The organism is Streptococcus sp. HMSC034E03 (assembly GCF_001811505.1).
GTDB lineage: Bacteria > Bacillota > Bacilli > Lactobacillales > Streptococcaceae > Streptococcus.
In genome coordinates this window covers 1-25,086 of the sequence record NZ_KV804967.1, presented here as the reverse complement: position 1 = coordinate 25,086, position 25,086 = coordinate 1, and the positions used below count along the sequence as shown (strand labels likewise).

18 protein-coding genes are annotated in these 25,086 nt (G+C 36.7%); 1 reads left to right on the top strand and 17 read right to left on the bottom strand.

The window, feature by feature from the left end; translation table 11 throughout:
- Nucleotides 1–42: 42 nt before the first annotated feature.
- From HMPREF2805_RS02745 to HMPREF2805_RS02670, 16 genes are all read right to left on the bottom strand, one after another.
- Nucleotides 43–1,191, bottom strand: a complete 1,149-nt coding sequence (locus HMPREF2805_RS02745; RefSeq protein WP_075231288.1) for a CDP-glycerol glycerophosphotransferase family protein — start codon at nucleotides 1,189–1,191, stop codon at nucleotides 43–45.
- Nucleotides 1,192–1,270: 79 nt separating this feature from the next.
- On the bottom strand, nucleotides 1,271–2,536 hold the full coding sequence (locus HMPREF2805_RS02740; RefSeq protein ID WP_075231287.1) for an O-antigen ligase family protein: 1,266 nt from the start codon (nucleotides 2,534–2,536) through the stop codon (nucleotides 1,271–1,273).
- A 2-nt stretch (nucleotides 2,537–2,538) separates the two neighbouring features.
- Nucleotides 2,539–3,996: an oligosaccharide flippase family protein gene (locus HMPREF2805_RS02735; RefSeq protein WP_075231286.1), complete on the bottom strand. Its 1,458-nt coding sequence runs from the start codon at nucleotides 3,994–3,996 to the stop codon at nucleotides 2,539–2,541.
- Nucleotides 3,997–4,007: 11 nt separating this feature from the next.
- A complete protein-coding gene (locus HMPREF2805_RS02730) occupies nucleotides 4,008–4,919 on the bottom strand; it encodes a capsular polysaccharide synthesis protein (protein WP_083301268.1) in 912 nt (303 codons plus the stop codon).
- 5 nt (nucleotides 4,920–4,924) lie between these two features.
- A complete protein-coding gene (locus HMPREF2805_RS02725) occupies nucleotides 4,925–5,971 on the bottom strand; it encodes a glycosyltransferase family 2 protein (protein WP_075231285.1) in 1,047 nt (348 codons plus the stop codon).
- 31 nt (nucleotides 5,972–6,002) lie between these two features.
- The gene (locus HMPREF2805_RS02720; protein WP_075231284.1) at nucleotides 6,003–6,689 is read right to left on the bottom strand and encodes an acyltransferase; all 687 of its coding nucleotides are present in this window, start codon (nucleotides 6,687–6,689) and stop codon (nucleotides 6,003–6,005) included.
- Complete coding sequence (locus HMPREF2805_RS02715; protein WP_075231283.1) at nucleotides 6,679–7,950, bottom strand: glycosyltransferase family 4 protein; 1,272 nt, start codon at nucleotides 7,948–7,950, stop codon at nucleotides 6,679–6,681. The genes HMPREF2805_RS02720 and HMPREF2805_RS02715 overlap by 11 nt, the downstream gene beginning before the upstream one ends.
- Complete coding sequence (gene cps2T, locus HMPREF2805_RS02710) at nucleotides 7,947–9,119, bottom strand: beta 1-4 rhamnosyltransferase Cps2T (protein ID WP_075231282.1); 1,173 nt, start codon at nucleotides 9,117–9,119, stop codon at nucleotides 7,947–7,949. The genes HMPREF2805_RS02715 and cps2T overlap by 4 nt, the downstream gene beginning before the upstream one ends.
- A gap of 37 nt (nucleotides 9,120–9,156) precedes the next feature.
- A complete protein-coding gene (locus HMPREF2805_RS02705) occupies nucleotides 9,157–10,527 on the bottom strand; it encodes a sugar transferase (RefSeq protein ID WP_075231281.1) in 1,371 nt (456 codons plus the stop codon).
- 21 nt (nucleotides 10,528–10,548) lie between these two features.
- A complete protein-coding gene (locus HMPREF2805_RS02700; protein WP_075231280.1) occupies nucleotides 10,549–11,223 on the bottom strand; it encodes a tyrosine-protein kinase in 675 nt (224 codons plus the stop codon).
- A gap of 10 nt (nucleotides 11,224–11,233) precedes the next feature.
- Nucleotides 11,234–11,926 (bottom strand): CspC family polysaccharide chain length determinant protein, encoded by a 693-nt coding sequence (locus tag HMPREF2805_RS02695; protein WP_075231279.1) that lies wholly within the window; start codon nucleotides 11,924–11,926, stop codon nucleotides 11,234–11,236.
- Nucleotides 11,927–11,934: 8 nt separating this feature from the next.
- Nucleotides 11,935–12,666 (bottom strand): capsular polysaccharide biosynthesis protein Cps4B, encoded by a 732-nt coding sequence (cps4B, locus tag HMPREF2805_RS02690; RefSeq protein ID WP_075231278.1) that lies wholly within the window; start codon nucleotides 12,664–12,666, stop codon nucleotides 11,935–11,937.
- 1 nt (nucleotide 12,667) lies between these two features.
- Nucleotides 12,668–14,113: an LCP family glycopolymer transferase CpsA gene (locus HMPREF2805_RS02685; protein WP_075231277.1), complete on the bottom strand. Its 1,446-nt coding sequence runs from the start codon at nucleotides 14,111–14,113 to the stop codon at nucleotides 12,668–12,670.
- 496 nt (nucleotides 14,114–14,609) lie between these two features.
- Nucleotides 14,610–16,568 (bottom strand): peptide ABC transporter substrate-binding protein, encoded by a 1,959-nt coding sequence (locus HMPREF2805_RS02680; RefSeq protein ID WP_075231276.1) that lies wholly within the window; start codon nucleotides 16,566–16,568, stop codon nucleotides 14,610–14,612.
- A gap of 158 nt (nucleotides 16,569–16,726) precedes the next feature.
- Nucleotides 16,727–18,694 carry a peptide ABC transporter substrate-binding protein gene (locus HMPREF2805_RS02675; protein WP_075231275.1) on the bottom strand — a complete coding sequence of 656 codons (1,968 nt, stop codon included), beginning with the start codon at nucleotides 18,692–18,694 and terminating at the stop codon, nucleotides 16,727–16,729.
- A 316-nt stretch (nucleotides 18,695–19,010) separates the two neighbouring features.
- A complete protein-coding gene (locus HMPREF2805_RS02670; RefSeq protein ID WP_075231274.1) occupies nucleotides 19,011–20,621 on the bottom strand; it encodes a glycoside hydrolase family 13 protein in 1,611 nt (536 codons plus the stop codon).
- A gap of 152 nt (nucleotides 20,622–20,773) precedes the next feature.
- Between HMPREF2805_RS02670 and HMPREF2805_RS02665 the strand changes: the two genes are divergently transcribed.
- Entirely contained in the window at nucleotides 20,774–22,258 is a 1,485-nt protein-coding gene (locus tag HMPREF2805_RS02665) for a DUF1846 domain-containing protein (protein ID WP_075231273.1), read from the top strand.
- Between the two features lie 359 nt (nucleotides 22,259–22,617).
- Here HMPREF2805_RS02665 and glmS read toward each other — a convergent pair whose 3' ends face one another.
- Entirely contained in the window at nucleotides 22,618–24,426 is a 1,809-nt protein-coding gene (gene glmS, locus HMPREF2805_RS02660; protein ID WP_075231272.1) for a glutamine--fructose-6-phosphate transaminase (isomerizing), read from the bottom strand.
- Nucleotides 24,427–25,086: the final 660 nt, after the last annotated feature.

Below are 25,086 nucleotides of genomic sequence, written 5' to 3'. Positions count from 1 at the left end.
TTTTCATCATTTATAAAATTCTAATTTTTTCAGTTGATAACCCTATTGTTTTTTTATTTTTTCTTCAATCCAATTAGCACACTGTAATGATGCTTTTCCTCTATCAAAACGAACGTCCTCTAATTCATACAGACGAACTTTTTCATCATATTTACTTCTTTCAAAATCTCTAATAATTTCTATCAACTCATTGTTATGATACGCTCTTGGAAATGGCAATTTATAAAAATTATTATCCAATGGTCTATCGTTCACATACCTTTGATAATCTGGCAAATACAGAAATACTGGACGATTTAATAACATAAAATCAATCGAAGATGACGAATAATCCGTAATCATTACATCTGCACTCATCATCAAATCCTGAGGATTTGAATAGGTTGACACATTTATACAGTTTGTATCCTGTAAATTTATAAAACTAGAATCAACAATTGGATGAAGACGAATTAATATTTTTACATTTTTTCTAAATTTGTTTTTAAAAGCATGTATAAGCTCCGAGTAATCTAAATTATAGGCATCCAACGATCCATCATCTCTGAATGTCGGCATATACAAAACCACCAGTTCATCTAGATCAATATCAAATAAACTTCTAAATTTTATGTTTGTAGTTTTGATTTTTTCACTTTTAAAAAAATCATCATTTCGAGGTAATCCAAATTCAAGAAACTCCACATCCTCTGTCAACCAAAAATTATTTTGCATCCCCAAAGTTTGAAAGTGACGACTTGATACGATACCGTCTGTAATCTTTCCATCATACTTCGCCATTCTAAGATAAGTTTTTTTTAGGCTCCCTGCAACACTTTTTTCAACTAACTTTACCCCATCCGAACCATGCCAAGTTTGAAGATAAATCTGTCCTTTACGCTTCCAAGGTCGATCAGAACAACGAATATTATCTACCCAAACTCTAGCTGTTAACCATTCGTAGAAAGAACGGAAACTTCCATATTTTACTACACGAACACCTTTTGGGACAGAAATTTCTCTATCTTTTGATATCCATACAAGATCTAGATCCTTTTCTCGAGAGACAAGTTCTTCAAGTATATACTTGGGATTATCTCCCAAACCTCTACCACCAAAATTATCAAACACTATTTTATTAGACTGAATAGGTAATAAATTCAACGGTAATGTAAAGACTTTTTTTAATAAATTTTTTATATAAAATTTCATATTATTTTTATAAATTACTATTATTCATTAGTGGGTTCAAATTTACGGCGTAAGACCGTAAATTCAAGAAATAAATATTTTATAGTTTCTGAGTTTCTAATTCTGTTTCCGTACTAGTTAAAGAAAAGAGCAGTAGATTTAGGATCCATAAAAAATTATGGTAAATCGAAATATTATCCGTAAACCATATCAGCATCTGAAACATTATCAATACAAAATATATGAATGATTCCTTATGACCAATTTTTACAAATATACGTTTAGCATTTCTATAAAGAAGGGTGTAAAAATAAATAAATAATCCTACAAATCCTATCTCAATGTAGTACTTCAAAATATCATTATGAATCCCCATTGACCCTGTAAGACCATTGATATTTAAAGTCATCCAATTATTATCCATCCATTTTGATGCAAAACCTATCCCTCTACCCATAAATATAGGCGCAAAGCTATAGGTTGTTTCAATTCCCTTCCATAAATCTGTTCTGGCCATCGAATTGATATTATGTTCTTGGATAAATGTATATATAAAACCAGACTTAATGCTATAAACATAAAGGAATGTTCCTGTTATAAATATTAAGGAAAAGGCATTTAATAAACTTAAAATTTTTCGTTCTTTCCCTAATTTACTTACTTTTTGATAATACCAATAAATTACTAAAAATACTGGTATGATAATTAATACACTCAAAAATACAATTCGTTTAAGGCTTAAAAAGAGAATAATGAGAGCTATTAAGATATTACGAACTACTGAAGAAAAACTATTTTCTTTTATAAAATATTTATACAGATAGTACAGAATAAAGAGAGCTGTAATTGGTGCTACTTCATGCATTTCTAGCACTGAACCATTGAAACTATCATCTGTTAACATCAAAATAAATTGACTAAGTCCTCCTTGCCTATAGGCAACAATGATACTAGTTAAGTAACTAAGTGAGATTGCTGTAAAAGTGTAATCCACTACTTTTGGTCCAAAAAATTGAAAAACAACTATAGCTTGAAAGATAGCTAATAAGCCAAAAATAGTCATGCTTGACAACCTACTAAAATATCCAGTAAATTCGACTGGGTTCATTACGTCTAGCAAGACTGAGTACAGAAAAAGAACAATTGTTGGTATGGCTAATATCTTAGCAAGATATAATAATTTTTTATTAACAAAAATAACCTTCCCACGACCTACTAATAACAAAACGAAAAGCACGGTGGTTAAGATACCAATATAATATTTTGTCATGTATGTTACAGGATACAGATGTTGCCGATCTGTAGCCAACTCTAAGTATACTAACAATATATACAATATCGCGATTGGATTAAATTTAAATTTCACTATTACTTCCTTTTAAATAAATGAGTACGTTCTAAAAAATTTGTTCGTAAACCAATAATTAAGCTATTTTTTGAAGAAAAGATATACAGAATCAGTAAACCAATATAAATGAAAGCTCCGACTATAATTTCAATAATAAGTGTAAGCAGCGATGTAGGTAAAATACTTGAAATAAGAATTAAAACCATATACATTACTGAACCAATAAGAAATAATATCCCAGAATTTATCAGATATTCTCTGATATGTAAATAACTCCTAGCAATCCACGTTTGATAGCAACATAAAACTAACTCCGCAACGATTGTTCCAATAACAGCTCCCATTGCTCCGATCTTCGGAATCAAAAGAATATTAATCAAAATATTAACAATTGCTCCATAAAGCAAGGATACCGTATATTCTTTGTCAAAACTTCGTGGAATTAAAAACTGGGTTCGGATGACATTTCCAAAAGCCGAAAATACCAAAGCCGGTGTCATTCCTGCAATAATTTGACTACTTGCCCTAAATTCTTCACCCCAATAAACAGGAGCAAAGGTTGCAGAGACTCCTGCTAAACCGAATGCACAGCCCATTGTAATCACTAATACAACCCACATCGTTTTATCAACATATTCTAAACTTTTTTGTTCCTCACCTATACTCAGTAAATGTACTGTTCGAGGCAACATTACCGCTCCGAATGCTTGAATCAGAGCTTTTGGAATACTAATAATCTTATCTGAATTCTCATAAAAAGCTGTTTCCTTCAAACTACTATACATTCCAAGCATTATTTTATCTAGAAATGAAAAAATACTAATCGCCAAGACTGGGAAAAATAAAAGAACAATAGGTTTTATGTGTTTCTTTATTTTTCCAAGGCTAGGACGCACAAAGTTTACTTGTTTTAGCAAAAATGGCCATGTAATCAATTGACCAAGCAGGGTACTCCCTGCCATTATAAAGGTATATAAATAGATATCATTAGGACTTTTTACAAATATAAAGATAAATATTAAAGTTAATAATTTAACAAACGAATTCCTAGCAACTGTAATACGAAACTCTTCAAGACCATAAAAAAACCAACTAACATCTGTTGCATACGATAAAACATGTAATACTTGGATATAGGCTACAATCTGAAAACTATTCACAAATACTGTTGCATAAATCAAATATGAGACGGTCATTACGAGTGAACACGCTAACTGAACCGCGTAAATATTCGAAAATTCCTGATTCAAATGTTCTCTACTTGTTCGTACCTGTGCTATTGTCCGATTCCCATAATTAGAAATCCCCAACATGGACAGAATCATAAAGTAAAAAGCAACGGAATACGTAAAAGAATAAACTCCGATTTGCTCTGCACCTAACACACGAGCTAAGTAAGGCGAGGTAATAAACGGTACTATTACAGCTAAGATTTGATATAAGACATTGTAAACAATGTTTTTCTTTAAACTAGGCAAGATTCTCCCCTCTACTGATTCAGTAAGTAACTGTACAAACTCTCCGATTTATCATTGTAATTTTTTTTATAATTTAATTTATGAAAATCTGAAATTTGGCACAATTGCTGGTAACGTTCCTTTGAAAAATCATTATTTAATTCATCAACCATTATATGTGGTGCTGCGTTAGTATAAGTAGGTACAGACTGCCAAACATCCGAATAATGTTCAGCTACAATCGTGAACAGCAAATGAAAAACAAAATAATGTATTGCAATATTCTCTCTACACCAATATTCTACTAGCAACTTCTTTACAGATAGTATTAAAGGGTGATTTGCTGTTGAAGCAATCATCCAGCTTGATGATGAAATATTTTCTTCGATTGAAGATAGACTCTTATACATAAAAAATGGATTTTTTTCAATTAATTCCTTAATTGTACTACCAGTGCAATAAACTGTGGCATCTAACCAAACACCTCCATATTTAGATAAAATCTCAACACGCAAAACATCTGAAAAATTTGCATTATTTATAATCCCTTTATTCCACTTATACAAAATTTCTTCAGGAATTGTTACATACTGTTGAATATTCTTAGCCGTTAATACTGTAATTTTATACTCCGAAAATTCTCTTTTAACAGACTTATAACATGATTTCACCAACTCTGGAGCATTCTCCATACCTTGAAACCAACAAATCCAGATTTGCTTGGGAACTTCTTCTGATAAGCATGATTTATCAAAAGAGTTTGAAATTAAAGAACCGTATTTCTTTTTTAGTATTCTGTAGGCCCTATCTTCAAGTTGCACTTCTCGAATAGCCTTACTCCGAATCCACCACAAGGGCCAACGGTTACGTAAGGCGTGAATAACAACAGGAAAAAACGTTCTATTTTTCAAAGATAGTTTTAATTTTTCTATATTCATCGCCATAAAATCTATACACTCCGATTCCGATATTTTAATAAGGTTAAAACTAAAAGTAACAACGACATATTATACTTAGCTAATACGCAGATCAAACGTTTAGGAAAGGGTAAACGATGGATTGGATAGTGATGTAAAACTTTTTTTGATATTGGATCCTTACAAATCTGTCTAATTCTTTGCAAGCGTTTATGAATTCTAGAACTTTTATATAAGGATTCCTGAAAAATACATAAACGAATATTAGCAATTAAAATTCTTTCGATTCTTTCTTCCAATATCTCTTGATTAGGTAATCCCTCAACTCTTTTTAATTGCTCGTTATACAAGATTTTATCCAACTCAAACCGATCTTCTTTATATTTCATACTTAAAGAACCAAAGTTTTCACGATAGTAGTATAAAATATCTGGGATAACAAGGGCAGATGTTGCTAATTTTAAACAATCAATTTGAAAAATAGCATCTTCTGAAATGAATTCTCTTTCCGAATGAAATAATAGCCCTTTATCCTTAAACAAAGAACGTTTATATACCCCTTTCCACACTGAAACACCTATCTTTCCATCTCCAATAAATTCTGGTGGTGAAGATATTACATCTGGTAAAAGTTCTGTGAAAATTGAATCATTTTTATAAAAAATGGAATCTAGGCTCTGATCAAGTGGTCCTATAATATTTCCTTTATTATCCACTCGATAAAAATTTTCACTATAAATCACGTCTGCATTAAAACGTTGTAAGTATGTATCATAAATTTCAAGCATCTCATATGAGACATAATCATCCGAATCAACAAAGACAATATAATCTCCTGTACAATTTTCAATACCTGTGTTACGTGCAAAACCAAGACCTTCATTGGTTTTATGTATTACTTTTATCCGATGATCTTTTTTTCCCCATTCTTCACAAAGACTTCCAGATGTGTCAGTAGAACCATCGTTTACCAAGATAAGTTCAAAATCTTTAAAAGACTGATTTACAAGAGTATTTAAACATTGAGATAAATAATTCTCTACATTATAAACTGGAACAACTACACTAAATGTAGGCATAAATTCTCTTCCTTTCAGAAATAGTTAAACACTATCTATAGGCCAGTATTCTAGCTGGTACTCCACCTATGATAACATTATCTGGAAACTGCTTAGTAACAACAGCATTCGCTCCAACAACACAACCTGAACCAATGCTGGACCCATCCAAAAAAACAGCTCCAGCACCAATCCAACAATTATGTCCTACTGAAATTCCCTTTCGAGATACACCTTGTTCAAGAATGAGTTTATCTAAATCACTATAATTATGATTTTCAGCATGAAAACGAACATTCTGACCTGCGATAACATTATCACCAATTGTGATACCTCCAGCAGAACCAAATAAACTATATTCTGAAAAAGATGAGTTCTCACCAACTTTCAAGCCAATCCCCATATTTTTTATAGATCCTGTTCCAATAATTTGAGAATAATCTCCAATCTTCACATTATCTGCAAAATGGATTCCTTCTTTCGACAGTGCATCTATAGACACCTTTTTACCAATTCGAACATTTTTCCCAACAAATAATTTACGCTTTGCTAAGATAGAAACTCCTTGTCCAATGAATAAACGCTTCCCCTTTTGACCAAATCCGATTCCACGTACAACCCCACGAAAGAGTCCGAAACCATAGTTTATACCTCTTTGTAGTATATACGATAAGGGTACATCAGGATGAATATCTACTGCTTTCCCAGTAGTTTTTTTTATTAAACTCTCAACTATCATTTATCACTCTTTCATAATACTGAATCACTTCTTTCGAGTGTTCATCTATAGTTTTTAATTTTGTATTTTCTATATCATTTTCTATAACTTTAACTACTAAGTCATTCTGATTTTTAAAAACATGTGTTTCTGGAAGTAAGTCTTTTGATCCAACATTTTCACTCACAAAAACATTTACCCCATAGGATAATGCTTCTACTGTTATCAATCCAAATGTCTCCTTCCACTTACTTGGAACAATAAGAATATCAATATTTTCATAGACACTATCAATCGTTTCCTTGGTAAAATATCCTTTTTGTTCAATGAATGAAGGACATTCTTCATTTGGAAAGTGACCATAAGTTGCAACTTCGTATAACTCTAGGTCTAAAATTTTAGCAAACTCAATAAAATCAAAATATCCTTTATATTCTTCATCCGGACCAATATAAGCGACTCGAATTTTATCATTTGTAGTTGTCAATCTTTGATGATGTTTAATTGAACTATTCGTTATAGATAATACTGTACTTTTGGTTGGTTTAATTTCATTTTGCTCATATACATTCTTTGCTAAACTACTATTAAACAAATAACCATCTATCAAATGGAACATCTCATTATAATAGTGTCGAAGCTCACTAAAATCTTGCTCCTCAATAACATCTCGAATAACTAAATTCTTTTTAGATTTTGGATTTTTCCCTAATAGTTTCAAAAGTTTACGAATAGTAGGATAAAATGAAATCTGAAAAAGTCTTAGTTTTTTCACACTTAAAGCACTGGAAGACATAATATTCCACGCTAAGTTTGTATTTTTGTCACTATAATCCACCCCATTAAAATAAAAATTTGGTAGCGGGGCCAATCCATAATAATCATGGCTCGTAAAAACCATCCTAATATTCAAATTTTTAGTAATTTCGAGGAATTCTTTATGCAATCCCATAAACGAATGAATATGTATAATGTCGGGTTCTACTTCTTCTAAAAAAGTACGATAAACATTTTTATCACAAGGTGTCAGGAAAGCAGTTGGATTGGATATCCCTCCAAATAAAGCTAGAGGTAAGCTATTAAGCAGTTCATAACACTCAAACTGTCTTGATGATACCTTCTTTATTCCTACTTTTTTTGAAAGTAATCGAATATTTCCAGGATATAGGGCAGTCACTTGATGACCTTGAGCAATTTGCTCTAGCATTAAATCCTCAGCATATTTAACCAAGCCACCTGTTCGCTGGGGTTGAAATCCTAAAGTATAATGTAATATTTTCATTTTTTAAATAAATTCTCATAGTCTGTAACAATCTTTTCCCAAGTGAAAGCATCCGCAATTCTCTGATTTGATTGTCTATCTAACTCATCAATCATTTTTTCATCAAATTGTTCAACTTCCTCAATCACTTGTGATAGTTCGTCTTTTTTCCAATAGATCGCACTTTGCTCCCCAACTTCTCGGTTAAAGCCAACATCGAGTAGAAGGTTCAACTTTGTTGACTCCAAAGCCTCTAGTAAAGAAGGATTGGTTCCACCAACCTCATGCCCATGGAAGTAAGCAAAGGCGTTTTCACGAATATATTTAAGAAGTTCTTGGTCGTAGACTGTGCCTACAAACTTCACTCGTGGATCTTTATCAAAGCCAGTACTTGCTAATAGCTGATTATAAAATTTATTCTGTTCTACATTTGTGATTAAGACAAAGTCCTTCTTAGAATTAGATGCTAAAAATCCACGTATCATAGACTCATAGTTATTCTCTGGAACAAAACGCCCTACAACTAGGTAATACTCGTTTTCAGAAACATTTTTCTCCTTGAACCAAGTACGCACTTTTTCATCACTGCTATTTAATGTGGAGCGTGTTGTATCTGTCCCATAAGCGATATAGGTTGTCTTAGGTTGGTACTGTTTATAATCTTCTTGAATATACTTTTCAATATTCTTACTATCACACACTAAAAGATCTGCATGTTTGACCATAAGACCTTCAGAAATTTTCCAATAACGACGAACTGGAGCACTCCACTTAGCACGCAACCACTCATGACCATCCGGATTAACCAGAAGAGTCCCACCTATTGCTTGAATTTTTTTCTTGATTCCATGGATAAAAGGTCCAATGCGACAAGCTAAAATATAGAAGATAGGAGCTTCATCCTTATTTTCTTTTGCAATCTCAATCGCTCTGTTAATTGCAGCGATATCATACGCTATAGCTCGCACTGGACCAATATTAGGTACATCGACGTTATAACAGATAGCACCGTTATGTTCAAAAACACCCTCAGTAATTCCTGACTTTGCAGAGTTTTCACGCATACAAGCCACATAATATTGGATATCCTTATCTTGTTGAAAGGCTGTTAATTTTTCAACAAAGGTTTCAAAGCCCCCATACTTAGCAGGAATCCCTTTTGACCCTACGATATAGACAGTTTTTTTCATGTTACTCCTAATTTATAGAAAGAGAGCGCAAACAAACTTACTTCGCTCCATCTCTCATCAACACAACTTTTACAGTTTTTAACAATATTTCAAAATCTTTCCAGATGGTCCAATCATCAATATAAGCCACATCCAGTTTCACGACTTCATCAAAGTTTGTAATTTCACTTCGACCACTAATTTGCCACAAACCAGTAATACCAGGTTTGAAACTGAGACGACGTTTTTGCTCTGGCGTGTACTTTTCGTACTCATCTACAGTTGGTGGGCGTGTGCCGACTAGACTCATATCTCCAATCAAAACATTCCAAAATTGTGGCAACTCATCCAAACTCGTTTTTCGGATAAAGTGTCCAATCTTAGTCACTCGAGGATCGTTATTGATCTTAAACATCCCACCTTGCATGGTATTTTGATCCATCAACTGTTCTTTAATAGCTTCAGCATCGACTCGCATCGAGCGGAATTTATAAAAAGTAAAATGACGGCCATTTTTCCCGATACGAGTTTGAGAAAAGATTGCTGGCCCTCCATCTTTACGAATCAAGGGAACTAAAAATAGACTAGCAATTCCACAAAGGATCAACCCAACAATAGCACCACAAATGTCGAGGATGCGTTTGGCAATTATGTGACTTGGCTTGTAAAAATTTGTAGAAAATGTCACTACATTCAAACCAGCCATTTCATGAATTTGTTTATCTCGACCTAAACTTTTATCGAAAGCATTTAAGTTAACTGTGACATCAATTCCCATTGTTTCAAACTGAGAAATAACAGCTCCAATATCATAGTCCTCACTTGGAAGATTGACAAAGACTTCATCCACCACTTCGTGTGTCGCATAGGTCAGTAATTGCTCCTTTGGTACCACAACCACCTTTTCATGGGTGAACTCTGGCATGTCTAAAACGCTTACTGCAACCAATTTCCCCTGAACATCATTAGCTGTTAATAATCGATCCAATACTTTCTCGGTACGTGACATCGCCGTAATCAACAAAATATTACGACTCCCCTTCAAATTATGTTTGAAGATTCTCCAATATTTCTTCACAAAGAAACTGAGTAGATAATTCAAAACACTATACAAGGAAAGCAAGTATACCATCCCTCGCCTTGAAATTACAAACTTTTCCTTCAAGAAAAAACTTGAAAAACTAATCAGCAGAGCATAAAAGATAATATATTTAATTGTTTCTACTAACTCCACATACTGACCACGTTTTAAAAAATCCTTACCGTAACCACTGATATAGAAGGCGACAAAGTGAAGAAAAAACAGAACAAATACTGTATTTAAAACAATGTCAGTTTCTGAAATTGCAATCAGTACATAAGCTAATAAACTAACAAGTATACTCTGCAAGAATGCCAGAGTTACATTGTAGAAACCCCTTCCTTCCATATCGAACTCCCTATCCTATTTTTACCTTTTCCCATAAGAACCGTAAGATCCATATTTTTCTCGTTTAACATCAAATTTATTTAAAACAACACCCAAAAATGGGATCCCTGTTTGTTCTAACTGAACCTTAGCTTTTTGAACATCTCTTCTTTTTGTTCCACCAGCTTCTGTAACCAAAATTGATGCATCGCATTTTTGCACAATAATTGCTGCATCAATTACAACTCCGATTGGTGCTGTATCAACAATAATATAATCAAAATATTTCCGTAGTGTTTCAATCATCAATTCAAAATTAGCACTTTGAAGAAGAGCTGTTGGATTTGGAGAAGGTGACCCTGATTGGATCATAAATAAGTTATCAATGTTTGTTTCACAAAGACCATGAGATAAGTCTTGTGTTCCAGCAAGATAATCAGTTAAACCTGTGATTCGTTCTCTTGACTTGAATACTCCAGACATAACTGAATTTCGGATATCAGCATCAATCAGTAGTGTCTTGTAGCCTGCACGCGCAAAAGCCAAGGCAATATTTGTAGAAGTTGTCGATTTTCCTTCACTTGGTTCAACAGAGGAAATCGTTATAACCTTTAAGTTATCTCCACTCAACTGTATATTGGTACGTAAAGCATTGTAATATTCTTCTGCTTTTTTGGCAGAATCAAGTTTTTGTTTTGTTAATTCTAGCTTCGCCATAGGTTCTCCCTTACTTTAATTTATCAAGATCTGGAATGACTCCAAGGAGTGAGATTTTCATAACATCCTCGATATCTTCTGGACGTTTGACACGGTCATCGAATAGTTCAAGCAACAAGACCACTACAATCATTAATCCTGCACCTGCTCCAACTCCCATTATAGTATTACGACGAATATTTGGTGAGGAAGGTGAAGTGGCAGGGCGAGCATCTTCTAGCGTGGTCACATCCGCAACACGGGTGACCGCAATAATCTTTTGTGCCGCAACTTCTCGAAGAGCATTCGCAATTCGACTTGCTTCATCTGGTTTATCGTCGATAACTGAAATGGATACAATACGCGTATCCGCAGGAACAGTTACCTGAATCTTCTGTGATAATGCTTTCGAGTTGATAGTTAGTTCAAGATCTTTAACTGTTTTTTCCAAGACATCTTGAGAAAGGATGATCTCACGGTAGTCCTTAACCAGGTAAGCTCCTGCTTGTAAATCTTGATTTGTCAATCCTGGTTTATCATCTTGCTTACGATTAACCACATAGATACGCGTGGTACTAGAAAACTGAGGCGTAACAAGAAAAGTACTATAAGCAAAAGCTGCAGCTCCTGTCAAAATTGCAACTAATATAATCAATAACTTTCTTTTCCACAGTCCTTTTAACAATTGAATAACGTTAATTTCAATAATATCTTGTTCTTTCATTATAACTCCTAAATAATTTGATCTTTAATGACTTTTTCGGGATTTAATATAAAGAGTTCCCGAGCCTTATCTTGGCCATACTTTTTACTCACTATTTCGTAGGCTTCCTTCATATAAGGAGGGCGACCATCTAGATTGTGCATATCACTAGCAACTATATGAACCAAATCCCTCTCTAAGAAATAGCGAGCCCGTTTTTTCATAAATTTATAAGTATCACCAAACAATTTTGGTTTAAGGATACTCGAACTGTTGATCTGTGTATAACATCCCATGTTGATGAGGTCTTGCACTCTTTTTTCATTATTTTCCAAAGCATCATAACGTTCTATATGGGCAATAACAGGGGTTATTCCCAACATCAAAACATTGGTCAATGCGCTATGGATTTCACGATAAGAGGTATTCATGCTGAATTCTATCAAGGCATAACGGGTGCCATTTAGTTGTGGAATCTGCTGATTCTCTAATTTGTTTAAAGCATCACTGCTGTAATAAATCTCTGCTCCATACAAGATGGTTAAATCAGGAGCAACCTCTTTAGCCAACTCCTTGACAACTTTAAAATTTCTTAATATGTCCTCTTCTGGTGTTTCAAACATCCCCTTTCGACGATGGGAAGTCGAAACGATGATACGGACTCCTTGAGCATAGGCTTCCTTCAGAAGCGCTATGCTTTCTGCCTTATCCTTAGGACCATCATCTACATCAAAAACTATGTGTGAATGGATATCAATCATCTTATTTTCCTTCCATGATATCTTTAATTTCTGTTTTGAGTGTCTCTAAGCTATTTGGATCTACCTCTAGCATATAAAGGCTGCTGTCAGGCATGGCATAGGAAGGAAGATCCATACGACCAGTTCCCTTTAGATCTCGAGTGATGACAGTATATTTCCCTCCACTTACTAGTTGGGCGTTCACTAGACTAACCATTGTTTCTGGAGGCATATTAGTTTGGACAGAATCCTGTAAACTTTGCATAATATCATCAAAATTTTTCAATGCTTCTGCCGAAGTTAGTTTCTGGACAATTGCAGAAATGACTTTCTGTTGATTGCGCCCACGGTCTCCATCGCCATTTGCTAATGAATACCGCTCGCGTACAAAGCCTAGGGCCTGCTCAGAGTCTAGATGAACATTTCCAACAGGAAAATGGTAATTACCATGAAGTGAGGTGAATTCTTGGTCATTATTAACATCGACACCACCTAAGAGATCAATTAATTTCAAGAAGGAAGTGAAGTTGAGTCGTGCATAGTAATTTAGATCAATTCCATAAAGATTTTCCAAAGTATGAATCGAAGCATCCACACCATAAATACCTGCATGGGTCAATTTATCATTTTGGTTATTGCCTCCATCAGCTATGGGCACATAAGCATCACGAGGGGTCGTTGTCAAGAGAATTTTCTTGGTTTCTTGATTAACCGTCATGATGATGTTGACATCCGAACGAGAAACGGAGCTAATCGGTCCGTATGTGTCAATACCACTAATATAGATATTAAAAGCCTTATTTTGAGAAGACTTAGGTGCCTCAACAGTTTTGGTTAGTTCCTTGGTATAAATTTTCTTGATTTTTTGGGCGTGATCCGGATACTCTTGTTCAATCAGATTTTCAAAGACACTATTCAAAACAATTGCCTTGGTCTCTCCAGCTAAGAGACTCTTATAAGCCGCAAGGTAAGAAGAACTATCCTCAACCTTTAGGTCTTTATTCTGACTTGTCTTAATATCATCGAGCAGTTTTTTGATATTCTCCGCATCTGTTTTTGTCGGAGCTGTCACACTGGATAGTTGGGACACATTACCAATCTCACTATCCGCCAAAACTGCAACACTGATGGAGTAACTAGAATAGTTAGATGTTGCATTTAAATGATTGGCCAAACTAACGAACTGATGAACTCCAACCAAGGCTAGTGAGCTAGCTACAATAGATAGCAAGAGCATGATTAAAGTAAACTTCTTAGCTTTTCTATTTGATATTAAAAATAAAGCTACTAGCGCAATGAACACCATAATAGCTGCTAGAAGAAGATTGATATAACTGACGGCTAAGATATGATATCTGAATATTAAAAACAGCAAAAAACAAGTAAGCACTATATATAGAAACAACAAAATAATATTGAAACTTTGCTGAAACTTGCTCGTTTTATTTTCTTTTAAACGTCTCCCCACCTTACACCTCTATTAATTATTTTATTTCTATTATATCACAAACTAACACCGGATGCTATCAACACCTGAATTGCAACCGTTTTATTTCACCTCAAAACCAAAAATACTATATTTCAATCATTAAATGCCTCATATCTTTTTTTGAAAGAAGACTGCCAACAAAAATACCAGGAGATAGAAATCGGTTGACAAGTTCTCAATCCCATACTCTCACACTCTAAAACTTTCAATAATTACCAAGAAAGTTGAAGGTTGCAACTAGAGAAACTCAAGTTTTTACAAAAATATCCTTTTAGAGTCTCGAAAACAAAAACAACCCGCTATCGCAGTAAAGATTTATCGTTAATAAAAAGCAAGAGGCAGGGTAAAAGTCTTCAAAATAAAAAAAACACATAGTATTAAGTGTTCAAAAACTTTATACTATGCATTTTATAATTGAAAGCTTTACTCAATTTCATTTTCAAATTGAGTTTTTACTCAACCTATCTTCTTAAACTTATTTCACGTGACTTTCAAAGTCTTTTTGACTCTTTTCGACAGAATTTTTACGTTCTTGTTCCCATTTAGCCTTAGCTTCAGCAAATTGAGAGCTTGTAACGATATCTGTCTGCAATCTCATGTACTTGTAGTTGCTTCCAGTTCCTTTGATCCCAACCAGTGAGTAAGCACGTGTAAATGGTATCACGCGTGTCACCGAAGCTCCACCACCGTTTGACACAACTGGGATTAGAAGGGAACTATCAATCAACCAAGCTTGTGCATCGGCGTAGTTTTCATAGCGTTTAGCTACGTCTGTATTTTCTGCATCTGCTGTCTTTAATCTTTGAGTAAATTGGTCCAAACCTAGACTAGTAATCTTACCAGTGTCCTTGCTTGGATCAAGTCCCAAAATTTTGAGATAGAATCCATCTTCAGAGTTGAAAGGATTGAGGTAAGTTGATGGATCTTGGTAGTCAGCTGACCATCCATCCAAGTTCAAATCATAGTCATGATCTGCCGGTGTTGGTGCTTGAGCTGTTGCATTTGTATAATCATCTGTCGACAATTGGATAACATCAACCACTACATTTTCAGAACCAAGTGTTGATTCGATTGATTGTTTGATAGAGTTTGTTCCTGAAAGCAAGGTCTTGTTTACTTGATCTACAGGCAAGTCCAAATGAATTGGGAAGGTCACACCTTGGGCTTCTAATTCTTTTTTAGCTTCTGCAAACTGGGCTTGTGCTTTTTCTTTATTGAAATAACCATCTTGAGCATCTTCAAGATTCATATTTGACCATTGTGTACCATAGTTGACCAATTTTGAAGCAACTGTTTCACCAAAAGTCTTGTCTCCAACTTGTACGAAAGTTGGTGGTACAAGCGAGTTACGAAGAGTGTTTTTAGCTGCTTCTTCACCGTTTGATTGAGCTGAGTAGGCTGTACGATCAATGGCGAAGTTAATTGCCTGACGGAAGTTTTTATTCGAAACTGCAGCTTGAGTTGCTTGTTTTTGCTCATCGCTTGTTTTTGCAGTATGGTTATAAGCACCACGGTTGACGTTAAAGTTATAGTACCAAGATGTTGCATCTTGTAAGCTATAAACGATATTGTCCTTGTACTTTTCCTTGGTCTTAGCGAAGTTTGAGCTATTTGGATAAACACCTGCAGATGAGTAAGCACCACTTTCAAAGTTACGGATTGTCAAGTCTTGGTCTGAACCATCAAAGTAGGCCAATTTCACCTTTTCAATCGTTACTTTTTCTTGGTCATAGTAATGTGAGTTTTTCACATATTCGATAGAAGACTTAGATGTAAAATCTTTTAACAAATATGGTCCGCTATAAAGAATGCTATCTGGTTTCAGGGTTCCGAAGTCTTTACCTTTAGAAGCAAGGAACTCTTCGTTTACAGGGAACAAGATACTGTTAGTTGTCTTAGAATTCCAGAATGACTCTGGACGAGTCAAGGTATATTGCACAGTATAGTCATCTAAGGCTTTGACACCAACATTTGAAAAGTCAGTATTTGCACCTGTCACATAATCGTCCAATCCCTTGATAGAGTTCTGAATCAAGTCTAGGGCTTGACCCTTGTTATCAGCAGCGTACTTGATACCAGTTACAAAGTCTTGTGCTTTAAGGGGAGCGTATTCTTCACCGTCAGCTGTAAACCACTTGGCATCTTGGCGAAGTTTGTAGGTATAAGTTAAACCATCCTTAGAAACACTCCAATCTTCTGCAAGGGCAGGAATAAGGTTTCCGTAGTTATCATTTTCAAGCAAACCATCAACCAAGTTGGTTACAATGGCAGTGTTATCACCAGCGTAGTCCAAGAGATAGTTGAAGGTTGTCGGATCCGCACCAAAGGTCGACGAGTATGTTTTACCATCTGATGCTGACTGGCCACATGCTGCCAATAGGACCGCAGCAGCAAGTGTCATACCTGCTCCTAATAAGCGTTTTTTCATGCTCATGATTCATTTCTCCTTATATGTTAGATTTTATAACATGACTATATTTTAACAAATTTTGTCCAAAAAGTAAAGTTATATACTGATTTGACCCCTCATTGGAAATCAAAAAATAAAGAAATCCCGCTTAAAAACAGGATTTCTTTATTCATTACAAAAGACTATTTAACGTGATTTGCTAGTTCTTTTTGGTATTTGGCATTTGTTTCAATCTTCTCTTTTTGCCATTTCTTGAGAGCTTCTTCGTATTCTTTAGCTGTTACAATATCGTTTTGCAACTCTAAGCCTTTAAATACAAATGGATCACCCTTGATACCAACTTGAGAGTATGCTTTTGTAAATGGCACTGTACGGCTAACTGTCGGAGAACCACCTGAAGATGCTACAGGGATAAGGAGTGAGCTATCTGAAACCCATGCTTGTGCTTTGGCATATTTTTCATAGCGTTTGTTAAGATCGCTTGTTTCTGATGCTGCATCATCCAAGAGTTTCTTGTACTCATCAAGTCCAACTTGAGCCATGACTTCTGGATCTTTACCTTTTGTGATACCTAAGTGTTTAAGAGCAGACCCCTTCTTAGCATCTAAGATATTGAGGTAGGTTGCTGGGTCTTGATAGTCTGGCCCCCAACCAGTTCCGTTCAAGTCATAGTCTTTTTGAGAAGGGACTTTGGCTTGAGATGTGATACTTATTTTCTCATTGTCAGTCATTTGAAGTACATCGATGACAACATTTTCACTTCCAAGCGCCGCTTCGACAGACTGTTTGAGGGAGTTGGTCTGCTGTACCGCAATGACATCTGTCTGTTCAACTGGAATATCTAAATGAATAGGGAAGGTTACACCTTTGGCTTGCAATTCTGATTTTGCTTTTTCAAAGGCAGCTTTTGCTTTTGTTGGATTGTAAAGAGTATCTTTACCATCTGTCAAAGCTACATCTTTCCACTGATCTCCGTATGTTACTAATTGTTCTTGAGCCAATTCACCGAAGGTCTTTTCACCAACCTGAACATAGTCATAAGGCACAAGACTAGTACGGATAATCTTGTCTGCACCTTCTTCGCCATTCATCTGTGCAGAGTAAGCATGACGGTCAAGAGCGAAGTTGATGGCTTGACGGAAGTTTTTGTTGAGAAGCGCTTCTTTAGTTGATGTTTTTTGGGCATCATCTGTCTTAGCTGTTTTATTGTAAGACTGACGATTTACGTTGAAAGTAAAGTAATAGCTAGTCGCTTCTTGTGGGCTATAAACAATTTTATCGCCGTATTCCTTCTGAGTTGAGGCAAAGCTTGAACTAGTTGGGAAAAGGCGTGCTGTCGTATATGAGCCTGACGCAAAGCTACGAATCAATGATTCTTGGTCAGAGCCGTCGTAGAAAGTAAGCTTGACGTGGTCAATCTTCACATTGTCCTTATCCCAGTAATTCGGGTTCTTTTCGTACTCGATCACTGATTTTGAAGTGAAGTTCTTCAAAATATACGGACCATTGTAGAGAATACCTGAAGGCGCTGCTGCACCGTAATCTTTCCCTTGAGAATTTAAGAATTCTTCATTAACAGGGAGCATAGTCGCTGTTGTCACCTTAGAATTCCAGAAGCTTTCTGGTTTGTTCAAGGTATACTCGACTGTATAATCGTCAACTGCTTTAACACCGACTGTTGAGAAGTCATTTGTTTCACCACTAACGTACTCTGCCAAACCTTTGATAGAGTCTTGGATAAGAGTTAGGCCATCTGATTTACCATCTGCAGCATGCTTCAAACCTGTCACAAAGTCTTGGGCCTTGACTTCAGCATACTCTTCTCCTTCTGAAGTATACCATTTGACACCTTTACGTAGCTTGTAGGTGTAGGTCAAACCGTCCTGTGAAACAGACCAGTCTTCAGCAAGCGATGGAATTAAGTTTCCATATTTGTCATTTTCCAAGAGTCCGTCGACCAGGTTGGCGATGACGTCTGATGTTGAACTTTTACTAGTAACGCTATAGTCCAATGTTGTTGGATCAATGGCATATACATACGAAAATGTTGTTGGAGCATCTGCTTTTTTCTCAGTCTTGCCACAAGCCGCCAAAAGAAGAGCTGCGCTCATCGTTATCCCTGCTACTGCGAGCCACTTTTTCGATTTCATCGGTATTCTCCTTTAAAATACTATTTTTCACCATTATACCCTATTTTTATATAAAAGCAAGGGTTTACAGGGTATTTTTTAGAAAATTCAAACAAATATTTTTTAAAGAATTTTCTACACTTATTTTAGAAAAGAGAGTGGGACAGAAATCGGTAATTCGTTAGAATTCGATTTCGTCGTCCCACCTCCGCACAGTTGAGTAGGGCTGTAAAAGCTGATGAAATCAGCGTAGTAGAGCCCACTCAACCACTGCGTCTTGCTCGGTAATCCAAAGACAATTGAGAGGCTGGCACTTTTGTCCCAGCCTCTTTTAGGTTTATTTGGCTAATTCGACACAGAAGGCATCCCAGGGAGCTAATGTTAGTTGTTCTATTGTAGCTTTGACATCTGTATTTGCAATCAAGACAGATGTGATTGATTCTTCAACTGCGAACTCTTGCTTTTGGTTGGACAAGTTAGCCACAACTAGGAATCGACGGTCGCCATCTTTACGGATGTAAGCAAAGACTTTTTCAGCCGTTTCAAGGAGTTCAAAATCAGCTCTCACCAACCAGCTATTTTCCTTACGAATGTTTACCAATTTTTGATAAGTATAGAAAATAGAATCTGGGTTTTCCAGTGCTTCCTGAACGTTGATTGCTTCGTAGTTTGGATTAACAGCCAACCAAGGTTTTCCATCTGAGAAACCAGCATTTTTTGTCTCATCCCACTGCATTGGGGTACGAGCATTGTCACGTCCAATGACACGGATACTGTCCATAATTTCTTCCATCGGAACGCCTTCCCCAAGAGCCTCACGTGCATAGTTGAGGGATTCAATATCTTCTATTTGCTCCAGTGTTTCAAATGGGAAATTGGTCATGCCGATTTCTTCGCCTTGATAAATATAAGGTGTTCCTCTCATGAGATGAAGCAAGATTGCATACGCTTTAGCAGATTTCTCACGGTATTCTTGGTCATTTCCCCAGATAGAGACGATACGAGGAAGATCGTGGTTATTCCAGAAAAGGGAATTCCAGCCGTCTTCAACTCCTAACTCTGTCTGCCACTTGTTGAAAATCTCTTTTAATTTCCCTACATTTAGCTCTTTTTGGTAGTGCCACTTAGGTTGTCCTTCCTGATACTGAAGACAGATATGTTCAAACTGGAAGACCATAGACAGTTCTTGTCCTTTTGGATCTGAATAGAGTTTTGCGATTTCTGGTGTCGCTCCCCATGTCTCCCCTACTGTCAAGAGCTCTTTGTCGCCGAAAGTAGCCTGATTCATTTCCTTGAGATAGGGATGGAGCATAGGACCATTGTTGACAATCTTCTGATCAGGAATTTTCCCAATCATGTCAATAACATCCATACGAAATCCACCGATCCCTTTATCAATCCAGAAATTCATCATTTCATAGATTTTTTGGCGTAGTTCTTCATTTTCCCAGTTAAGGTCTGGTTGTTTCTTACTGAAAAAGTGCAGGTAATATTGACCAGCCTTTTCGTCATATTGCCAGGCAGAACCACTGAAAATTGACTCCAATTCGTTAGGTTCATCACGCCAGATATAGTAGTCTCGCTCAGGACTATCAGGATTTTCACAAGCTTCGATAAACCAAGCATGCTCATCTGATGTATGATTGACCACCAAATCCATAATGATTCGGATATCTCGTTTTTGGGCCTCAGCAATGAGCTCATCCATATCATCCATAGTTCCAAAGATAGCCGCTATATCTTGATAATTGGCAATATCATAGCCATTGTCATCCATAGGGCTATCATAAACTGGAGAAAGCCAGATCGCTGTGATCCCTAACTTAGCTAGATAGTCTAGCTTACTGGTAATCCCAGGTAAATCACCAATCCCATCTCCATTGCTATCCCTAAAACTTTTTGGATAGACCTGATAAACAACGGCACTGTGCCACCATTTTTCTTGCATATTCTTACCTCTTTTTCTATTTCATCTATAGACCATCATAGTCTTTTTCAATCATTTATGCAAGCGTTTGCTTGAATCTTTTTCCTTATTTCGAACCTCCGCGGTTTCTTATCTTCTATTTTTTTTATATAATAGAGGTCAGAGGTAAAAAAATGAAAAAACAAGCTTTTAGTTCTGAACAATATTTGAATCTGCAACGCGACCATATTTTGGAGCGTATTAACCAGTTTGACGGCAAACTCTACTTGGAGTTTGGTGGTAAAATGTTAGAAGATTTCCACGCTGCTCGTGTCCTTCCTGGATATGAACCAGATAACAAAATCAAACTCTTACAAGAATTGAAGGAGCAAGTTGAGGTTGTTATCGCTATTAACGCTAGCAATATCGAGCACTCAAAAGCTCGTGGAGACTTGGGCATTTCTTATGACCAAGAAGTGCTTCGTTTGATCGATAAATTCAATGAACTCGGTATCTTTGTTGGTTCAGTTGTCATTACTCAATATGCAGGCCAACCGGCAGCTGATGCCTTCCGTAATCAATTAGAGAAAAATGGTATTGACTCTTATCTTCACTACCCTATCAAGGGCTATCCGACAGATATGGATCACATCATCTCACCTGAAGGCATGGGGAAAAACGACTATATCAAAACCAGTCGCAACTTGATCGTCGTGACAGCTCCTGGACCTGGTTCAGGGAAATTGGCAACTTGTATGTCTAACATGTACCACGACCAAATCAATGGTATCAAGTCTGGTTATGCCAAATTTGAAACCTTCCCAGTTTGGAATCTCCCACTTCATCACCCAGTCAACTTGGCTTATGAAGCTGCTACAGCAGACCTAGATGATGTCAACATGATTGACCCATTCCATCTCCAAACTTATGGAGAAACCACAGTCAACTACAACCGCGACATTGAAATTTTCCCTGTTCTTAAGCGTATGCTGGAACGTATCTTGGGTAAGTCTCCTTATGCATCTCCAACTGACATGGGTGTAAATATGGTTGGTTTTGCAATCACTGATAACGACGCTGCCATTGAAGCATCTAAACAGGAAATTATCCGTCGCTACTATCAAACTGTTCTTGATTTCAAGGCTGAAAAAGTCGGTGAAACTGCCGTTAAGAAAATTGAGTTACTCATGAATGACCTAGGTATCACACCAGCTGATAGAAAGGTTGCTGTTGCCGCACGTCAAAAAGCAGAAGAAACAGGTGGACCAGCTCTCGCTCTTGAGTTACCGTCTGGTGAAATCGTTACTGGTAAAAACTCTGAACTCTTTGGCCCAACTGCTGCTGCCTTGATCAATGCCATCAAGATGTCAGCCAACATTGACAAAGAGACTAAGTTGATAGAGCCAGAAGTGGTGAAACCAATCCAAGGTTTGAAAATCAATCACTTGGGTAGCCGCAACCCTCGACTCCACTCAAATGAAATCCTTATAGCCCTTGCTATTACAGCCATGGAAAACCCTGATGCAGATCGTGCCATGAAAGAACTCGGAAATCTCAAGGGTAGCGAAGCTCATTCTACGATTATCTTAACAGACGAAGACAAAAATGTTCTTCGCAAACTAGGAATCAATGTAACCTTTGATCCTTACTACCAATACGATCGTTTGTATCGCAAGTAAAATACGACACTCACTCCTCTAAGAGTTGGATCCTTATCGTCCAGCTCTTAGAGTTTTTTTATGGTGATCAAGTCGAATTGTTTTTTAAAGGCTTTTAATTTAATTGTTGAATTTTAATTATCTACCTAAGCCTCCTAGTTTACTCCTTGTTTTACCTTAAATATACATAAAAAATGAACAAAGCAGGATTCTGATTTTCAGAAAACTATTTTGTTCACTTTTTGTTATGATTTAAACTCTTATACTCAATGAAAATCAAAGATCAAACTAGGAAGCTAGCCACAGGTTGCTCAAAACAGTGTTTTGAGGTTGCGGATGGAAGCTGACGTGTTTTAAAGAAATCTTTGATGAGTATTAGTTTATTCTACCGTTACAGACTTAGCAAGGTTACGTGGTTTATCCACATCGAGTCCACGGTGGAGTGTTGCAAAGTAAGCGATCAGCTGCGTTGGTACCACCATTGAGATTGGTGAGAGGTAAGGGTGGACGGTCGTAAGAACGATATCGTCTGTATCTTTGGCAACATTTTCTTCTGCAATGGTAAGGACCTTAGCGCCACGTGCTGCCACTTCTTGGATATTTCCACGAGTGTGGTTAGCAAGAACCGGGTCTGACAAGAGGGCCAAAACAGGTGTCCCCTCTTCAATCAAGGCAATGGTTCCATGCTTGAGTTCTCCTGCCGCAAAGCCTTCACACTGGATGTACGAAATCTCTTTAAGCTTAAGACTGGCTTCCATTGCTACGTAGTAGTCTTGACCACGCCCAATATAAAAGGCATTACGTGTTGTTTCAAGAAGCTCACGAACCTTAGCATCAATCATTTCTTTCTCTGAAAGGGTTGATTCGATAGACTGAGCCACGATAGACAACTCGTGAACCAGGTCAAAGGCTTTGGCTTTTTCATTGCCATTTGCTTCACCGACTGCTTTTGCAAGGAAGGCGAGAGCTGCGATTTGCGCAGTATATGCCTTGGTTGAAGCAACGGCAATTTCAGGACCTGCATGAAGAAGCATGGTATGGTTAGCTTCACGTGACAGAGTTGATCCTGGCACGTTTGTCACTGTCAAGCTTGGAATTCCCATTTCATTGGCCTTAACCAAAACTTGACGGCTATCAGCTGTTTCACCAGATTGGCTGATAAAGATGAAGAGTGGTTTCTTGCTGAGAAGTGGCATACCATACCCCCACTCAGATGAGATACCAAGTTCAACTGGCGTATCTGTCAATTCTTCTAGCATCTTCTTAGAAGCAAATCCTGCATGGTAAGATGTTCCAGCTGCAAGAATATAGATGCGGTCTGCATCTTGAACAGCCTTGATGATAGCTGGGTCTACCACTACTTGACCAGCCTCATCTGTGTAAGCTTGGATCAACTTACGCATCACCGTTGGTTGCTCATCGATTTCTTTAAGCATGTAGTAAGGATAAGTTCCCTTACCGATATCTGACAAGTCGAGCTCTGCAGTGTAGCTAGCACGCTCACGACTGTTGCCATCATAGTCTTGCACTTCAACGCTATCAGCTTTCACGATAACCAACTCTTGGTCATGGATTTCCATGTATTGGTTAGTTTCACGAATCATAGCCATAGCATCTGAGCAGACCATGTTGTAGCCATCTCCAAGACCAATCAAGAGAGGTGATTTGTTCTTCGCCACATAGATGACATCTGGATTTTCAGAGTCGATCAAGGCAAAGGCATAAGAACCACGGATGATATGAAGGGCTTTTTTAAAGGCTTCAAGTACTGACATGCCGTCTTCTTCAACAAATTTTCCAATCAAGTGAACGGCGATTTCAGTATCTGTTTGTCCCTTGAAGTGGTGACCTGCAAGGTAGTCTTCCTTGATTTCAAGGTAGTTTTCAATCACCCCGTTGTGGACCAAGACAAAACGTCCTGTCTCAGAGCGGTGTGGGTGAGCATTGTCTTCCGTTGGTTTCCCGTGAGTAGCCCAACGAGTATGTCCAATACCAGTTGTTCCCTCAACACCAGTTGTCTTGGCAGACAATTCTGAGATACGACCAACAGCCTTCACCAAATGGTTTTCAGCACCACCTAGGACAAAAATTCCCGCAGAATCATAACCACGGTATTCGAGCTTTTCAAGCCCTTGAATCAAAATATCAGTTGCATTTGTGTTTCCAACAACACCAACAATTCCACACATAGTATATACGACACAGGCTAGCTGTGCTTTCCCCTTAAAATTGGTATAGTCTGATTTCTCTTTTATAGAATCAGCAAAAACAGTATATACTTGTTTCTTTTACTTGTCAAGAATAAAAATTGGTATAGCGTGATTCTACTGATTCTTTATACTAAAAGTCTATCATATTTCACCTAAAGCAAGTATTTAAAAAGGGCTCTATCGCCCTTAATAACTACTATTTTGTAGCAAGCTTGTCTGCCTCTACTACTTCTTGAAAGGTTTTTTGATAATTTACTTTAATCGTCATTGTCATGTGAGAGTCCTCATTTCTTTTTGATGACCCTAGTATAGGATACCTCCCTAAAAGCAAACTTAACATTTTCTTAGAAAAAACTAAAAGTAACTTCTGACTCAATGAAAACGAAAGAGCAAACTAGAAAGCTAGTCACAGCTTTCTCAAAGCACTGCATTCAGTTTACCAGATAGACTAAGACCTCGTTTGAAGTGGTGTTTAAGTTTATGAATTCAGTAAATAAAATTAATATAAGGATTTTTCTAAATCCCTTACCTGTGAATTCCATACAAAAAGAGCGTTACCGCTCTCAGAACGAAGACAAACGTCATTATTGGCGTTTGTCTTTTTCTCTTTTCAAAAATATGTTGTCTCATCATCTGATA

Coding starts and splice junctions, on each gene's coding strand:
- HMPREF2805_RS02745 (WP_075231288.1), bottom strand. CDS start 1,191: ATGAAATTTTATATAAAAAATTTATTAAAAAAAGTCTTTACATTACCG.
- HMPREF2805_RS02730 (WP_083301268.1), bottom strand. CDS start 4,919: ATGGCGATGAATATAGAAAAATTAAAACTATCTTTGAAAAATAGAACG.
- HMPREF2805_RS02725 (WP_075231285.1), bottom strand. CDS start 5,971: ATGCCTACATTTAGTGTAGTTGTTCCAGTTTATAATGTAGAGAATTAT.
- HMPREF2805_RS02720 (WP_075231284.1), bottom strand. CDS start 6,689: ATGATAGTTGAGAGTTTAATAAAAAAAACTACTGGGAAAGCAGTAGAT.
- HMPREF2805_RS02715 (WP_075231283.1), bottom strand. CDS start 7,950: ATGAAAATATTACATTATACTTTAGGATTTCAACCCCAGCGAACAGGT.
- cps2T (WP_075231282.1), bottom strand. CDS start 9,119: ATGAAAAAAACTGTCTATATCGTAGGGTCAAAAGGGATTCCTGCTAAG.
- HMPREF2805_RS02705 (WP_075231281.1), bottom strand. CDS start 10,527: ATGGAAGGAAGGGGTTTCTACAATGTAACTCTGGCATTCTTGCAGAGT.
- HMPREF2805_RS02700 (WP_075231280.1), bottom strand. CDS start 11,223: ATGGCGAAGCTAGAATTAACAAAACAAAAACTTGATTCTGCCAAAAAA.
- HMPREF2805_RS02695 (WP_075231279.1), bottom strand. CDS start 11,926: ATGAAAGAACAAGATATTATTGAAATTAACGTTATTCAATTGTTAAAA.
- cps4B (WP_075231278.1), bottom strand. CDS start 12,666: ATGATTGATATCCATTCACACATAGTTTTTGATGTAGATGATGGTCCT.
- HMPREF2805_RS02680 (WP_075231276.1), bottom strand. CDS start 16,568: ATGAGCATGAAAAAACGCTTATTAGGAGCAGGTATGACACTTGCTGCT.
- HMPREF2805_RS02675 (WP_075231275.1), bottom strand. CDS start 18,694: ATGAAATCGAAAAAGTGGCTCGCAGTAGCAGGGATAACGATGAGCGCA.
- HMPREF2805_RS02670 (WP_075231274.1), bottom strand. CDS start 20,621: ATGCAAGAAAAATGGTGGCACAGTGCCGTTGTTTATCAGGTCTATCCA.
- HMPREF2805_RS02665 (WP_075231273.1), top strand. CDS start 20,774: ATGAAAAAACAAGCTTTTAGTTCTGAACAATATTTGAATCTGCAACGC.
- glmS (WP_075231272.1), bottom strand. CDS start 24,426: ATGTGTGGAATTGTTGGTGTTGTTGGAAACACAAATGCAACTGATATT.